Annotated in this window: 17 protein-coding genes; 15 read left to right on the top strand and 2 right to left on the bottom strand. The window is 34.7% G+C overall.

Annotated elements, in window-relative coordinates; all coding sequences use genetic code 11:
* The 14 genes from G587_RS0104605 (at position 1) to sfsA (ending at position 14058) form a co-directional block, all read left to right on the top strand.
* Positions 1 to 888, top strand: a complete 888-nt coding sequence (locus G587_RS0104605) for a radical SAM/SPASM domain-containing protein (RefSeq protein ID WP_051200727.1) — start codon at positions 1 to 3, stop codon at positions 886 to 888.
* Positions 889 to 893: 5 nt separating this feature from the next.
* Positions 894 to 2045, top strand: a complete 1152-nt coding sequence (locus G587_RS0104600) for a glycosyltransferase family 2 protein (protein ID WP_026491283.1) — start codon at positions 894 to 896, stop codon at positions 2043 to 2045.
* Between the two features lie 6 nt (positions 2046 to 2051).
* Complete coding sequence (locus G587_RS0104595) at positions 2052 to 3329, top strand: hypothetical protein (RefSeq protein WP_026491282.1); 1278 nt, start codon at positions 2052 to 2054, stop codon at positions 3327 to 3329.
* Entirely contained in the window at positions 3326 to 4327 is a 1002-nt protein-coding gene (locus G587_RS0104590; RefSeq protein WP_026491281.1) for a hypothetical protein, read from the top strand. The genes G587_RS0104595 and G587_RS0104590 overlap by 4 nt, the downstream gene beginning before the upstream one ends.
* 3 nt (positions 4328 to 4330) lie before the next feature.
* Complete coding sequence (locus tag G587_RS21400; RefSeq protein WP_051200725.1) at positions 4331 to 5260, top strand: glycosyltransferase family 2 protein; 930 nt, start codon at positions 4331 to 4333, stop codon at positions 5258 to 5260.
* 9 nt (positions 5261 to 5269) lie between these two features.
* Complete coding sequence (locus G587_RS24155) at positions 5270 to 6145, top strand: glycosyltransferase family 2 protein (protein WP_051200723.1); 876 nt, start codon at positions 5270 to 5272, stop codon at positions 6143 to 6145.
* A gap of 3 nt (positions 6146 to 6148) precedes the next feature.
* On the top strand, positions 6149 to 7348 hold the full coding sequence (locus G587_RS0104575) for a hypothetical protein (RefSeq protein WP_026491280.1): 1200 nt from the start codon (positions 6149 to 6151) through the stop codon (positions 7346 to 7348).
* A 48-nt stretch (positions 7349 to 7396) separates the two neighbouring features.
* The gene (locus G587_RS21390) at positions 7397 to 8836 is read left to right on the top strand and encodes a flippase (protein WP_051200721.1); all 1440 of its coding nucleotides are present in this window, start codon (positions 7397 to 7399) and stop codon (positions 8834 to 8836) included.
* Positions 8833 to 9654: a radical SAM protein gene (locus G587_RS21385; RefSeq protein ID WP_196812509.1), complete on the top strand. Its 822-nt coding sequence runs from the start codon at positions 8833 to 8835 to the stop codon at positions 9652 to 9654. The genes G587_RS21390 and G587_RS21385 overlap by 4 nt, the downstream gene beginning before the upstream one ends.
* Before the next feature lie 114 nt (positions 9655 to 9768).
* On the top strand, positions 9769 to 10539 hold the full coding sequence (locus tag G587_RS0104560) for a Fic family protein (RefSeq protein WP_026491279.1): 771 nt from the start codon (positions 9769 to 9771) through the stop codon (positions 10537 to 10539).
* A gap of 54 nt (positions 10540 to 10593) precedes the next feature.
* The gene (locus G587_RS0104555) at positions 10594 to 11037 is read left to right on the top strand and encodes a hypothetical protein (protein ID WP_026491278.1); all 444 of its coding nucleotides are present in this window, start codon (positions 10594 to 10596) and stop codon (positions 11035 to 11037) included.
* A gap of 189 nt (positions 11038 to 11226) precedes the next feature.
* The gene (locus G587_RS0104550) at positions 11227 to 12228 is read left to right on the top strand and encodes a hypothetical protein (protein ID WP_026491277.1); all 1002 of its coding nucleotides are present in this window, start codon (positions 11227 to 11229) and stop codon (positions 12226 to 12228) included.
* 151 nt (positions 12229 to 12379) lie between these two features.
* Entirely contained in the window at positions 12380 to 13285 is a 906-nt protein-coding gene (locus tag G587_RS0104545; RefSeq protein WP_026491276.1) for an AAA family ATPase, read from the top strand.
* A 98-nt stretch (positions 13286 to 13383) separates the two neighbouring features.
* Entirely contained in the window at positions 13384 to 14058 is a 675-nt protein-coding gene (gene sfsA, locus G587_RS0104540) for a DNA/RNA nuclease SfsA (RefSeq protein WP_026491275.1), read from the top strand.
* Positions 14059 to 14092: 34 nt separating this feature from the next.
* Here sfsA and G587_RS21380 read toward each other — a convergent pair whose 3' ends face one another.
* The gene (locus tag G587_RS21380) at positions 14093 to 14890 is read right to left on the bottom strand and encodes a hypothetical protein (RefSeq protein ID WP_035785718.1); all 798 of its coding nucleotides are present in this window, start codon (positions 14888 to 14890) and stop codon (positions 14093 to 14095) included.
* Positions 14877 to 15686: a hypothetical protein gene (locus tag G587_RS0104530; protein ID WP_026491273.1), complete on the bottom strand. Its 810-nt coding sequence runs from the start codon at positions 15684 to 15686 to the stop codon at positions 14877 to 14879. The genes G587_RS21380 and G587_RS0104530 overlap by 14 nt, the downstream gene beginning before the upstream one ends.
* A 216-nt stretch (positions 15687 to 15902) precedes the next feature.
* Between G587_RS0104530 and G587_RS0104525 the strand changes: the two genes are divergently transcribed.
* Complete coding sequence (locus tag G587_RS0104525; RefSeq protein WP_026491272.1) at positions 15903 to 16451, top strand: helix-turn-helix domain-containing protein; 549 nt, start codon at positions 15903 to 15905, stop codon at positions 16449 to 16451.
* Positions 16452 to 16497: the final 46 nt, after the last annotated feature.

The following is a 16497-nucleotide window of genomic DNA, read 5'->3' as shown; positions in this document are numbered from 1 at the left end:
ATGAGAAAACAACCATTAAAAACAGTCGTAAGATTTATTATGCATAGAATGATCTCTGGCGAGATTAGGCAGACTATATACACCGTGCCTTATTACTTTTTCATTGGTAGATTCATGAAAAAGGTAAACATAAATGATATTCCGCTTTTTTCTTACATTGAAATTGAGACAATAAACAGATGCAATGGATTGTGTTCTTTTTGTCCTGTTAATGCTAATCAGAAACAAAGACCATATGCCAAAATGACGGATTTTTTGTTCAAAAAAATAATAGATGAGCTATCTGGATTAAAGTATAGTGGGGAATTGCATTTGTTCTCTAACAATGAGCCTTTGCTTGATGATAGAATAGTTGAGTTCTCTCAATATGCAAAAGAAAAGGTTCCTAGTTCATATCTTACGTTATATACAAATGGAAGTTTATTGGATATTGAGAAAACAATAGAACTCACAAAATATTTAGATCTGTTGGTTATAGATAACTATTCCGAGAATGGAGAGTTGCCAAATAATATTAGAGAAATACGAGAATTTTGTAAAGAAAAAGATCTATTGAATAAAGTAGTTATTGATAACAAGAAGCCAATGAGCATTTTAAGTTCTCGTGGAGGACAAGCTCCTAATAAGAGAAAAGCATCGCTTTGGGGGGTTGGAAAAGGCTGTATATATCCTTTTCGACAAATGGTAGTAAGACCGGATGGCAAGTGTAGTCTATGCTGTAATGATGCCTTGGGAAAATACACTCTTGGAGATGTTCAAAAAGACTCGTTGATGCATATATGGTATTCGAAGGAATATAGAAGTGTTAGAGAAACAATGATCTCTTGTGGGCGTAAAGGATTAGCATTATGTAATAAATGTGATACACATTATTTTGATGGGACATAAATGATATGATAAGTGATTCAGCAAGAAAGATTCTAGGGGCTGTTCCTAAACCAATGAGCCTATTTTTTATATGGATATCTCATAATTTGCGAAGCTACAAAAAAATTAAAGATAATTTCGGCATTATAGATGATTACAGAAGAAGGAACCTTAAGGGAGAAAATTTTAAAGCCGATGAAAAGTTAATAGAAAATTTTAAGAAATTTATAGTTTATTTTGATAAGGCAGGTGCGCAAGAATTCATAGATAGTTATCTAGGTGGAGGGAAACTTATATGCAAAAAGAAAAATGAATATGTTGTCGATAATATAATATTAATTTGCTGTGTTAAAGATGATTTAAAACGTATAAAGGCAGTATATGAATATCATAAAGCATTAGGAATAGAACATATGGTATTTATAGATAATGATTCATCTGATGGGACTCTTGAATTTCTTATGGGGCTCGATGTGGATGTTTATTGGACTGATGAATCATATGCTACTGGGATAAAAACTGCATGGGTCAGAAAAATACAAGATATATATGGATATAATAGGTGGTATTTGATTGTTGATTCAGATGAGTTGTTTTCCTATGTGGGGATGGAAAATCATAATATTACGGAGTTTGTCTATTATTTAACACAACGAGGATATAAAAGAGCAGGCGCAGTTATGCTTGATATGTATAGTTCACATGAATTATACAAGGATAATGAAAAAGATTTTGTGAGAGAGTATCGCTTTTTTGATGACGACTCATATATAGAAACAAATGATGGTAAGGGAAGGATGATTCGCGGCGGACCAAGGAAGCGTGTATTTCAAACTGGTAAAAACTTTTCTGAAGCTTTGGGTAAGATACCAATGATCTATGCAGAGGAAGAAGATTTATGGACAGATCATCAGCCAATACCATTTCAAAAGAACTATAATATTCCGATATTATCTGTCCTTAGACATTATAAATTTATGGAAGGGGATAATAAAAAATACAGGGAAATCGTTCAAACGCAGAAATACCATAACAATAGTTTTACATATAAGACCTATTTAGAGAATGAAGATATTCAAACTATGTATTATGATAAAGCATGTGAGTATCGTTGTTCGGAGTCTTTATCTGTATTACCGTTTTTGGAATCAATAGATTGGAATAGTAAAGTTGAGTGATTATTCATGAAACAGTTAATTAAATGTGTGATAGGCGAAAAAAATACAAAAAGGATAAAGAAAGCTATTCAGAGTAAGAAATATTTTGATGATATCAAAAAGGGTACTGTAGGGAAAATTATTACAGAGCTTGAGCATAGGGTTTATGCAGTTGATGGGTACCATCTGTTTTTTGGCTACTATGATATTCAGCAAGGAAATGCTGATAATAGTAAGCTTCTAGTCCATAAGCTAAAAAAAGGAGCTATATCAGGAATAGACGAAATAACGATTTCATACATTGACAAAAGAAATGGTGAAATTAAGGATGTGGCAACTAGCAAAGCGTGGAATTGGCAGCAGGGTAGCAGATTAAGGTGGAATCCACTTGAAGAAGATTGTATTTTTTTTAATAACACGGCTAACGGCAATTATTGTACTGAATTGTGGGACATGAATGAAAAGAAGCTTATACATAGGTATAACAGAGCTTTTTATGATATTAGTCCCGGAGCTGATTATGGATTATCATTGAATTTTGCAAGATTGCAGAGATTAAGGCCAGGATATGGCTATTCAAATTTTGTGGATTTAACGCAAAATGAGGTGGCTCCAGTTGATGATGGCATTTTTTTTGAAGATATGGCAACAGGAGAGACTAGATGTTTGATTAATCTAAGAGAGCTTTCATTGGAAAACCATGTTGGAGATGAATACGAAAGCTATGTGAATCATATATCGATTAGTCCTAATGGAAGTGGATTTATCTTTTTTTATGTGTGGACAAAAGGAAAGAATATGCTTTGGAAAAATGCCTTGTATTATTATGACTTTAAAAGTAAAAATAGAAGGTTAATTACTAGAGAAATAGTTACTTCACATTACTGTTGGATTGATGAAAGTAATCTGATATTTACATCGACAGACGGTAAATATTATATCTGCAATGTAGAATCAAATGCTAGAATACTCGAAAATCCAAAGCTTGTTAGAGATGGTCATCCTAGTTATATAAAGGGGGGAAATGTAATAATTTCTGATACATACCCATTAAAAGGTGATTATCAACATATATTTATGGCTGATATATACGATAGTGAATACTGTGAGCTGGTCTGTGTTTTTTCTGATCCTAGAATGTATGGAGAATATAGATGTGATACACACCCAAGAATAACAAGGGATAGAACTTTAATGACAATTGATTCAACTTATAAAGGAGAAATGGAAAGAAGTGTAATTGAATTTGATATATCTTCAGTACATTTAGGAACCAACACATCAGTGAGGGATGGAATAATTTGAGAAAGTACTATGTTATAACAAGTGGAAGTGCAATACATGAATCACTTTTGGGAATTGAATCCGGAATAACAGATAATGTTGAGCTATATTATCCTAGTTTTAAAATTACTAATAGTTTATTAAAGGCTGTTTTTTACGTATGCTTTTCTAATAGATTTTCATGGCTGTTTTCATGGATTAATAAAAATGCCTGGTTTGCTTATCACGTGTTAGAGTATATTGATTTCGACGATAATTATGAAAATATAGTAGTTCTTGCACCGGGGTTAAAAATTGATAGAGAAATAAATAAAGAGTATCTGATTAAGTTTAAAACTGAGAGAAAATGCAAATTTGTATTGCTATTATTTGATTCTTTGGATTTTAAATCAAATGGGGGGTGGAATTCCATTTCGGATTGCTTTGATATATTTGATGTTGTAATGACATTTGATGATAATGATGCACAAAAATATGGAATCAATCATTTCAGTTTGCCGTTGGATATTTGCGCGAACGAAGGACAGAGAGATATACAAACAGATTTGTTTTTTGTTGGATATAATAAAAAACGTAGTCATTTGATTGAAAATCTATATGACAGAGCATGCATGAATGGCTTGAAATGTGATTTTAATGTTATTGATCGAAAAAAAGCTGTTTTGAGTTTCTTTCTAAAAAATAAGGACATATATAAGACAAGACGTATATGTTATAGACAGGTATTAAAGCAGATAATGCAGTCTAATTGTATTTTGGAAGTGTTATGCGAGGGGCAAAAGACATCCTCTCTTAGATATTTGGAAGCAGTAATATTGAATAAAAAGATAATTACAAACAATAAAAATGTTAAAGCTATGCCACTTTATAATGAAGAATATGTTAGGTATTTTGAAAAAATAGATGATATAGATTTTGATTGGATTAAAACAAGAGAAAATATAGATTTCAATTATCAAAATGAATTTAGTGTTCGACATTTGTTTGATAGATTAGACCGAATTCTTGATAGGAACTGATTTATGATAGCAGTACTTCTTGCAACATATAATGGAGAAAAATATATACGGGAACAGTTAGAGTCAATAGTTCAGCAAACATATTCGAATTTTATATGTTATGTACATGATGATGGATCGAAAGATGAGACGGTTAGCATTATAAAAGAATTCAAAGGAGCATATCCTGATAGACTTAGGATAATGGAGTTTGAAAAAACTGGAAGTTCCAAAAAAAATTTTCTTGAAATGTTAAAAAGAGTAGAAGCAGATTTGTATTTTTTTGCCGATCAGGATGACATATGGGAAATAAATAAGATAGAACAGATTTATAAAAAATATAAAAGTATATATTTTAATAGTGTTAAACCAGTATTGTTTTTCTCAGATATGTATGTTGTCGATGAAAGGAATAATTTGATATCAGATTCTTTTCTTCATTATTGCAGACTTGACCCTGAAAAATTGGAATTGAGAAATCTGATAGTACAGAATGTTGTAGCAGGTTGCTCTTGCATGATAAATGAAGCATTGAAGAAAGAATGCCTCAAATTTCAGTCAATCGATAACATTATTCAGCATGATTGGTGGATGGCCATAGTTGCTTCGGCTACGGGTGAAATACAGTATATTGATCATAAATATGTCAGATATAGGCAGCATGCTGATAATTTAATTGGAGCGCAAAAAGATCTTTCTGCAGGAAGATATATAAATTATATCAGTAATATTTTTAGAGGAAACCAGATATTAAGGTCGAAAAAAAGGACAGAGAAGGTTATTAAACAAGCTATAGAGATGCAATACATTTCGATTCGGTTGGAAAAAGATAGCAATTTGATAAAGGATCTAGAGGATTTTGAATCAAAACGTAAAACAAAGAGGGTTTGGATTTTTATAAAACACAGAATATATCGTTGCAAGCGTAACTTATGGATGTATTTAACAGTTTAGGGTGGGAGTATGGTTTCGGTAATAATACCAACATATAACAGAGCAGGGACTATAGTTCGGGCAATAGATAGCGTAAATAATCAAACATACAAAGATGTAGAGATTATTGTTGTTGATGATTGCTCTGATGATAATACGGAGGAAAGAATAAAAGCATGTAGTTATGAGAATTTAAAATATATAAGATTAGATGCTAGATCTGGTGCGTGTATTGCGAGAAATACAGGTATTGATGTTGCAAATGGAGATTATGTTGCTTTTCTTGATAGTGATGACACATGGAGAAAAGGTAAGCTGGAAAAACAATTAGAGTGCCTAAAAAAATATGATGCAGATATATGCCTTTGTAGGATCGAAAGGCATGATTATCCCATTGAATACGAGAAAATAATACCTCTTTATAAAGAAGGAATAGTTGGAAAGGAAATACTTCAGGGTCAAGGTATTACAGATACCATCATGATATTAGCAAAACGTCAGGTGGTTAATGATATTAAATTTGATAATGAGCTGTTTATGTGGCAGGACTATGACTGGATGGTTAGAGCTTCGCTGAAGTATAGGGTAGTGTTGTGTTACGAAATATTGGCAGATTCATATTATATGATAACGCAGACAATAACGACTTTTGATAATAAGAAACTATTAAGAATAAATAAGGTTTTATATGACAAATATTCTGGAAATAAGGAGTTTATATTTGCTACTGAAAAATTACTTAATGGCATAGTATATAATAGTTTGAAATTACATTTAAACTGCAAGCGGGAAAGCCGCGAATTATATGAGCTAACTAAAAAGAAAAAAGATTTATATAAATATTTAATGAATATTGCAGGATTATTATATGTTTTTTATTTGATTAGAAATAAAAAGAAGATATAGAGTATGGTGAATAAAAAAATTACTGAATTCAATATAGAAATACCTTCAAATTTTTGGTATTATCTGACTTTCGTTTTGTGGTTTGGAAGCGAAATATTTTTTAAATCCACTTTGGAATACATTAATGAAATGCCTAAATCTGTATACGAAGATAGAGTAACGGTACTAGTTAGTATAATGCTTGTAGTACAGATTGTGTTTTTTCAAAGCTATACCAAATATGATATGGCTATTATTTCTTCGATTACAGCATTAGTGCTTATAGCTACTATAAATAGTGGGTTCCAATATTTGTTAGCAGCATGGTTGTTTATTGTGGCTTCTAAAAAGTGTCATTTGAAGCAGATGGCAAAAGTGGCATTTGTTGTTCTGACGGTAGGTATAGTATTCGTTATTTTTCTATATAAAATCAATTATATTCCGGATTATGTAATGTATAGACATGGTATGCCTAGACATTCACTGGGGTTTGCCCATCCTAATCAATTGGGGTTAAGAGTGTTTCAATGGATCCTCTGCTTTAGCTATGCATTTTGGGATAGCTTTGGACTTGCACATTTTACGGTTGTTGGAGTTGTAGGGTATTGGATGCATAGAGTTACTGACTCACAAACGGCTACAATATGTGTGCTTGCGTATATTACGTTAATTTTGATTTTGAAAATATTGGAGAGAAAGGAATCGAATCTTATCGATTATGTGAATGTGATATTACGTATAGGTAGTGCTTTGATAGGAATTTTGAGCATACTTTTTACGGTGGTGGATATAAGACTCATACCTACTTTGGGACTAATTGATCAGCTTATTTCCAGAAGATTTTATTGGGCTCATAAGGTGTATAAGAGATTTGGAAGTTCTTTACTTGGAAAAAAATTCAGTACTGCAGCAGTTGAGAATGGAATTATCAGAATTAGAGCACGTATGTATTTTGATAATGGATACGCTAACCTATGGCTTAGATTTGGAACCATTATTTTTGTTCTATTTATTGTTGGCTATTATTTGTTAATGAAGAAGAATGCCAAGAATCGACTTTTATTGGTGATATTGTTTATATATTCAATTTATGGAATTATGGAAGCTGGATTGGTACAGCTAACTCATAATGTTTTTCTTTTGGCGTTTGCCCAGGTTATATACAAGGATAATAGTTATGTTGAAGAAAGCAGTTTGGAAAGAAAGCTTGTCTTTAAATTGTAATAACATGCTTTATTTGAAATAGTGTATAAACGATTACGAGGTCTGCTTTTGAAAAAAATAGTTAGAAACTATGCATACAATGTTTTTTTTCAGTTGTTTAGGATCATAATTCCTTTGATAACAACACCGTATCTGTCTAGAATTTTAGGAGCTGAAGGAATCGGAAGTTATGCATATGAATATTCGATTGTAAGTTATTTTTCTTTGGCTATTGTTTTGGGACTTAGAAGTTATGGGAACAAATCGATTGCTGAGGTTCGTGATAATAAACATGAGATGTCGGACAAATTTGTAAATATATATGCAATGCAGTTGATTATGTTGATTATCACAGTTGTGTTGTATTTGTTTTACTGCTTTTTCTTTTCTAAGATTCGAATTATTGCATTTATAATGGTAATTATTTTATTTGCTGAAGGAACTGATATTACTTGGTTTTTTAATGGACTTGAAGAGTTTAGAATTACGGTTAGCAGAGATTTTTTTGTAAAATTAGTCACGACTATATTGGTTTTTGTTTTTATAAAATCGAAGGAAGATGTATGGAAGTATGCATGTATTATTTCGTGTGGAATGCTTGTTAGTCAACTTTTGTTATGGATTCTTATAAAGAAATATGTTTTTTTTGTAAAGCCAAGTCCTGAAAAGATTCTGATTCATTTAAGACCTAATCTGATAATGTTTATCCCGGTTGTGGCAGTAAATTTTTATAAGACAATGGATAAAGTTATGCTAGGAGTTTTTGCCGGTGATACAGAAGTTGGATATTACTATAGTAGTGAAAAGATAATAAATGTGCCCATGGCATTTATAGTTGCATTAAATACAGTTATGCTTCCGCGCATGTCGTATATTACTCGTAATTTTTCAGAAGAAATAAAAATAAATGAGTTGATATTGAATTCGCTAAAGTGTTCATTGTCAATAGCCACTTTTTTAGGAACGGGAATCATATGTATAGCTGATTTGTTTGTGCCTTTATTTTATGGAGAAGGTTTTGAAAAATGTATTATTCTTTTTTGGATACTTATTCCCACATGTACTATTATTGCTTATACAAATGTAGTTTGTTATCAGTTTTTGATTCCCAATGGGTATCAGAAGATTTATGTTGGGGCAAGAGTGATAGGAGCATTTATAAATTTGCTATTAAATATTACATTGATACCGCTCTTTATGTCATGTGGAGCTGCGATTGGAACGCTAATTACGGAAATGGTTGTGTGCTTGACTCAAATATTTGCTGTGCGAAAAGTTTTGCCAATAAGAAAGATGAATTGTTTATTACTTCATAATGCATTTATAGGTATGATTGTTATTTTGTGTGTAAGAAATATAAGCTTTATGGATGGGTGGATTGGGATTTTTATAAAAGCGGCAATAAGTAGCTTCGCATATTTGGTGATTTGGATATTATTAACAATAACATCGAAGAAATATGGGGGAGAAAAGTGCTCAGATTTAAGGAATATATTCCACAGCGAATGAAAAATGTAGTTCATATTATTACAAAAAGAAAGAAGAAAAAAGAAACTCTTAGATTTGGTATAGATATTGTGAAACATTGCAACCTTAGATGTAGGGGATGCGATCATTTCTCATGCATAGCAAATGAACAATATGCCAAGTTTGAGACGGTAGAGAAGGATTTAAACAGAATAAAAGAAATATTTGGCGAACGGGTGGAACAGATTAATTTGCTTGGAGGGGAGCCTTTGCTAAATAGAGATATAGTGAAATATTGCAGGTTTATAAGAAGCATGTTTCCGAATACAGGGATATCGATTATTACAAATGGAACACTTCTCTTAAATCAGAGTGAGGAATTTTGGGAATGCTGTAGGAAATGTGGTGTTGAATTAAAAATAACAAAATATCCAATTAACTTTGATTATGATAGGGCTGTTAAGCTTGCAAAGGAAAACGAAATAAAAATATATTATCAGGCGCATTCAGATGAACAGATTAAAGTAATGTATTGTGTGCCTATTGACTGCGAGGGAAAACAAACTCCTGCTATTAGTTATTCAATTTGTGCAAAAGGAAATGAATGCGTAACGTTGGAAAACGGAAAACTCTTTACATGTACGCTGATTCCAAATATCGAAATTTTCAATCAATACTTTGGAAAACATCTTAAAGTAACGGCAGATGATTATATAGATATTTATAAAGTTGACGATCCTGATGAAATTTTATCTGCTTTAGCCTCTGAAGTACCTTTTTGCAAATATTGCAATAACTTGGGATATAAGACTGGAATTCCATGGGGGATAACTAATGGAAAAATATCAGAATGGTTATGAATCTTTACAATCGGAAGGAGGACTAGTATATCCGCTCAAGTTGCAATAAAGAGATTAGCAAAGATATAACGACGGTCACTACTCTGCAATAATGAATTTATTATGGGGGATTATATGCCAATTACTTACACTGACATAGTAGCTGCGTGGCAGAAAAAAGATATAAAAACTATTGCTGATCTGGATGTTGCTCTTGGCGATTTCCGGATTCTCTTTGCATATAATTCCAACAAGATTGAAGGGTCTCAGATAACGATCATTCAGACCAGAGAAATATTTGAAAATGGTAAGGTGATTGGTTATACAGGAGATTTGCGCGCTCTTTTTGAGACAGAAAATCAGAGAGTTTGCTACGAGTTTTTAAAGAATAAAATAGTAAGTCGAGATGCTCTGACAGAGGAACTGATTCTTGAGATTCAGGATAAGCTATGTCATGGATGTTATGATGAAAGTCGTTGGCAGAAGGGAGAGCGTCCCGGAACATACAAGAAGAATTATTATGGTGTAGGCATGTCTGTGGGTGTACTTCCGGAAGATGTACCTGAAGAAGTGCAGTTTATATGTAAAGAACTAAGTGAAGCAGAACTGGATACAGCAGAGAAAATCCTGAAGGCAGCAGCTTGGTTTCATTGCAGTTTTGAAAGGATCCATGCATTTGCAGATGGTAACGGAAGGGTTGGAAGAACACTTCTGAATTATATATTGATGGTAAATGATCTTCCTCCGATTATTATTTTTGATGAAGATAAAGAGACCTACTATATGGCACTTGAAGTATTTGATCACACTGATAAAATCGAGGGATTTGTACAGTTCTTAAAGGAGCAGGCGGTGAAGACCTGGACAAGGAAGAATGTGAAGGGTGAAGAATTCGTATGCATCTGAAGAGGGACACCAAAGGCATGAAGGATAAAAAACACTAATGAATGTATATGAAGAATGAAAGGTCTTTGTATTCCGTTTTATCTGTTTAACTTCGAAAGCGACTTTGATAAAATAGAGTCACAGGATGAGACTTTCCTTGTAAATTTTAGCAAGCGTTACCGGGAGATTTATGATAAGCTTCGTGAAAAGCTAGAAAGCGGACAGATTGATGTTTTGACTCATCATTCTATTATAATGTTGTCGAAGAAAGTAATTGCTGCACTAACGGCGCAGCGAAAAATCGTAAAAGAGGAGGCCGAGAGAATTATGGGTGGACAGGTACTTGATTACGAGACGAAGGAACTGATTCGTACAGGAATAGAACAGGGAATAGAACAAGGAATGTCTAAGCAAAGTGCTGATGATATTCAAAAATTGAAGGCTTTCTTTCTGAAAACTAATCCTGGAATGACTGACCAAGAGGCTTTGGAAGAAGCAGAAAAAGTATTAAATAACTAAATCATTTTTCTTAAATGAGTTGCAGCCGGCAGTTTTGCCGGCTCTTTTAATAGGCGGCCAAAGGGATAGAATCAATTCTTTATTATGGGTAGCCCTTTTTTCTCATTACGGAAACATGTAATATAGTAATGTGCTCAACGAGATTTTGAGCACATTAGGGGGAACAATAATAAAGGAGAGACAGAGAGTATGAAAAAAGGATTAGTAGTTTTACTATGCTTGACCATGGGGATTTCACTTTTTACTGTGGGCTGCGGAAAGGAAAAAGAAGTTATAGTTCCAGAGGAAATTGTAGAGGAATCTTCTGACGTGTTAGAAGAAGAGAGTGAAGATGAAAAAGATGTAGATGAAAATGGTGTAGATGGAAAAAGTGAAGCTGAAGGGGATTCCGAAACTGATTCTGCAGTAGATATGGATGAGCTACAAAAGAATCTTGAAGCTGCAAAGGCTGAAGGTGACGCATATATTCAGGGGCTGGATACTAAGATTGAAGAGACTCTTTCCGGTTGCAATTTAAGTATTGATAATAAGGACTCATTTGATGAGACTGTAGCTAAGGAAATGCAGGTAGACGCAATCAATGGAATTGCTGCGGCCAAGATGGATGCGGGATTTGATAAGGATGTTCACTGGACATTACACCTTCATGAATCAAGTGTGAAAAATGATTTTCCTTCATATGATGAGCAGAATACTGTTTTCAAAATGACCGTTGCGGAGAATGAGAGCATTCAAATTAAAATCAGTTATACGATAAATGATGGATATGGCTTCAGTATCAATGTTTATAATCCGGAGAAAGATTATGTCGCATGGGTTAATATAACTGATAATACTGCAATGGTATCCGCGGAAGGTAATGTGGGTGATTTTAAGGATTTTTATAGTGACATAGACATAGGCGGAGATGAAGCAGATGCAGTTGCAGATTATGACAATGTTCCGATAGATAACAGTATTCATAATTATGTTGGCTGCTTTATCTCTTCTATTGAGGGCTCCACTAACATGATTATTAAGGACAAGGATGGTAATAATGTTGCTCTTGTTACCTGTGAAGATAATTATAATGATTTTCATGATATACCAATTGTCGATTGGGAGGAGCTTTCAAAATGTGCCTCATGTGCTGATGGATTGAATTTCCAGGTCGGCTATGATGAGAATGGAAAGGTGATCTGTATAGGATAAAAGTGAATAGTTAATTGTCAGAATATAGAGCATCTTCACATAAAATCAAATGTGGAGATGCTTTTTCGTGGGAAAATTTATATAATATAGATAGATTATTCAGCTTATACAGTCACGCGTATTTCATCATAACGAAAGTAGGGGGTCGCTTATGAGGGATGGTTTAAATGTATTAACACATGATCAGCAGAGGGCAATGCAGGTTCTGAATTCCGGACTGAATGTGTTTTTGTCCGGGACAGCAGGTACCGGTAAGTCTTTTTTAATAAATGAGTTTATAAAAGGAAAGAAAAATAAAAACGTTATTCTTTGTGCGCCTACCGGGGAAGCTGCGGAGCGCAATGGAGAAGAGGACCTTCAAAAAATATTTGAGATGCCTGACAGGATTCTGAGGGTGGGCGAATATAATGTTGATCCCAGTCAAAGACTCGACCAGGCAGACATAATTATTATTGATGATATAAACAGCTGCAGAGTCGATATGTTTGAGTATGCTATCAGGACGCTGCAGTTTATATCTAATTTAAAAGAGCTGGCATCTTCATACGACCATGCCGATAAGCAGATAATTCTTGTGGGAGATTTTTACCGTCAGCCACCGAAGATAGCGGAAGAGTACAGATCGCAGTTTATATCTGAGTGGGGAGTGAAGAGAGGCGAAGATCGCTTCGCATTTAATTCGTCACTTTGGGATGAGTTGTTGCTGGCAAATGTGATTTTGAAGGCTCGTATAAAGAAGGACGAAGTGCCCGAATACATGGAAAGAGTCAACCTTATCAAGACATGCTACGAAGCTGGTACGGATCTTTATATGTATGATCAGACTCTCAGAACTACGAAGGTTGTATTTGATTTCTACGAGGGTATTGCTATCAGGAATTATCCTAACGTTGACAGGTTAAGACAGGTCAACGCAAAGACATATATTGATTGGAATGACGCTGAGGATGATGAGCTCAGGGACGAGTGGGCTATGGGAGTTGGAATAGATGAGATAGCCAAGGCTCACGATAGGACTGTGGGAGCAATCAGATCCAGGCTTTTGAAGATTTCTTGATTTTTGATTTTGCTTGCAAGAATCAAGGAAATAGTGGAACAATATGGTTTGGACAATTTTATTTTGATGCTCTAAACTTACGCAAAGGACGTTAAACATTGAAATACACCACTATTACACCTGCAATTTTCATATCCCGCCCCAACCGCTTCATTGCTAAGGTTAAGCTTGATGGTAAGGAGCTCTCAGTTCATGTGAAAAATACCGGCAGATGCAAAGAGCTGCTGATTTCAGGATGCAAGGTTTACCTTGAGAAGGCTGCTAATCCTGAGAGGAAGACGCCCTATGATCTGGTGGCGATTGAGAATGACGGACGTATAATAAATATTGATTCACAAGCGCCTAATGCGGTTGTTCGAGAGTGGCTCCTTAAGAGTGGTGAGTATGATCTTGTAAAGCCTGAGTATAAATTTGGAGATTCCCGCATCGATTTTTATATGGAAAAAGATGACGAGAAGTTTCTGATGGAGGTGAAGGGGTGTACACTTTTTAAAGATGGCGTTGGGTATTTCCCGGATGCTCCGACTGAGCGCGGAGCAAAACATTTGCGAGAGCTTGCAGGTGCGATAAAGGAAGGCTACAAAACAGCTGTGGCTTTCGTGATTCAGGGCGAAGGAATATCTGAGGTGAGACCTAATGCAGAGACGGATCCTGAATTTACAGTCGCTTTTCATGAAGCAGTGGCAGCAGGGGTTAAGGTGATTTTCTACACTTGCAGAGTGACTGAAGATGAGATAGAGATTATTGGTTTGGGACCGAAGAGTACAATTTAATGGCTATTCTATAAGATAAGAGCAGATGGTTGACTTACCATCTGCTCTTAATTACATCTCCTTTGAGATATAGGTTTCCTTTTACATTTTCTTTAATTGGAGTTAGAAGGTTCTGCTTATTTAAATAAGTAATGTTTTGGCGAGAGCATTTAAGCTCGGCACATGAATCGCTGGTGTCGTAAAGGTTTTTCTGTACAAAAGAGATAAAATCCTTGTATTGTAGTGGAATATCCAATCCTTTTTCATACAGCTTCCATGCAGGAATATCAATGGAATCATTGAAGGTGGCATAATATCCACCGGTACCAAGCTTGCAGGAGTTGAATAATCGTTCGTTTGTAAGGATTTTTTCAATTTTGCTATTACCGGTAAATGATTTTAGGTCCACTTTTTTAATAGTCATATCAGTAAAAAAGCATAAGAGATGATAGCCTTCTAAGGCCACGATGTCTATCAGGTTTTTGAGTTGTCTTTGGCGTACATAGTCAGGAATAGATTCGATTTTTTTTATGTATAAAGCGTCCTGAGAACAGCGACCATCGGCAAGTTCCAATAATTTCATCTCATCATAGGACTTGAGTTTATGATGAGTCAGGATTGATCCTATGTTTTGGCGGCCACTTGGGATTACTCTTTCCTGTACCCATAAAAGACTGATGTCTCTGGGGATGGTGTATATTCCCTTTTTGACAAAGCTTGTCAGAAGAAGTGGTGCTGTCCATTCATCCAACTCGTCACTCAGTTCTATAATGCAGGTCTTGCCTTTTTCGTAGTACAAAAGAATTCCTATAAATAGTTTCTCTGCTTCGTCATTGATTTCAAAGATTTTCATATATTTTGTACCTTTCAAAAATCATGTTCCAGGTCTTATCAATACGGGTTTCTGATATGATGTCATGAAGATCGCCGAAAATAATATCTTTATCTGATGCATGGAGTTTGTGTCGCAGTGGTTTATGCTTAGGGTCCAGCAGCGAGAGATTATCAAGGCATGAAAAGCTGCCTATAAAATTGTTGCATGACTTATCTGCTAATATATCAAAGCTTTCTAAATCATCCTGCGTGTAACAAGAATAAAGAAGTGACACACCATGGTCAAATAAAGGAGCTATTCTAAGTGTGTGCGCACGGGAATTTCTTATGATTTCAATATTTGCTCCGTGTCTGTCTCTATTCAGAATAATAAAATCGATGGCTATCATGGTGTCGATATAATTTTTCCATCCCTGACGAACGCAGAAATCATAATGGGATTCTCCTGGTTCGCAGTTTGTTCTGTAGTAATCATCTAAAGCTATTTTGCTTTCTCCTGCTTTTTTGAAATCTGTAGAAGCACAGAGATATGTGTTAAAAATGCTGTCTTCAATTTCTATATCAGCATTGATGAGTTCATATGGCAGATGCTCCACGCCAAATATATCAAGCAACCTATCCACTATAATTTCATTTACACATTCATATCCGATGACGCTTTTTACGGAATCAAAATTGGACAGCTTATAGTATTTTTTTTCACCATCAAGAGTAGAGGTGGCCTTAAGGAAAGTACCTGCTGTGCCGCTTGAACTCCTTACATGAGACCACTGAAGATATGTGAGATTCTGTTTTTCTTTGATGATTGTAGCCATAGTATCACCTCATGATCTGTATTTGACGTACGTCAAATATATATGCATAGTATATCAGCTTCATTTGACGAGCGTCAAATGAAATATAAATTAAAGAAATAAAAGTGCCTATATCCCGATGCAATTCCATTCCAGCAAAACATAATGGATACTAAACCATCAAAATAATGGTAAAAATAGCTTTACACACCATTATTTTGATGGTTTAATTATATTATGAAAACAATAAATTATGTAACTCCAAATTCAATAAAAGCAGAGGATATAAAAATTCTCAGGGCAAAGCTCAAGATGACGCAGAAGGAGTTTGCTCTTTTTTGTAATGTGTCGAAACCAACTGTGGAACGATGGGAGATGTCAGATAAAGAGATAACCGGCCCGGTGACACTTTTGGCCCAGATAGTGTTGCGCCATCCGGAGATTGCGGATGAGCTTGCGCTGCCTGAGAAGAAGTATCCGATGAGGTTGTGGTATTACTATCTGAATACCGTGTGCACCATTATAGATGTGGACATGATTAATCAGAGAATAGAGATAAAGAATTACACTGACAATCTGGTATTTCGGGCGTTTGGAAGAAATGAGCACCCGACGTTTACGGACTATGAAGAATTTCTGAGGTCTAGATGTTTTCCGGAAGAACGTGACAAGATGAAGCTTATGCTAAGGGAATTGGATATTCCGTTTTATGATCCTCTCATGATAATTGAGAAGACAGATGGACGTATGGCAGAGGATGATTTTTGGATAAGGATTGAGAGATAGTATGAACAGATGAGGAAGTATAAGTATTTATTCAGGTGATTGAACC

The sequence above is a fragment of the Butyrivibrio sp. XPD2002 genome (genome assembly GCF_000423945.1).
In the GTDB taxonomy this organism is placed as follows: Bacteria; Bacillota; Clostridia; order Lachnospirales; family Lachnospiraceae; genus Butyrivibrio.
Note: the sequence above shows the minus strand (reverse complement) of the source record. Positions and strands in the feature narration are given on the sequence as shown.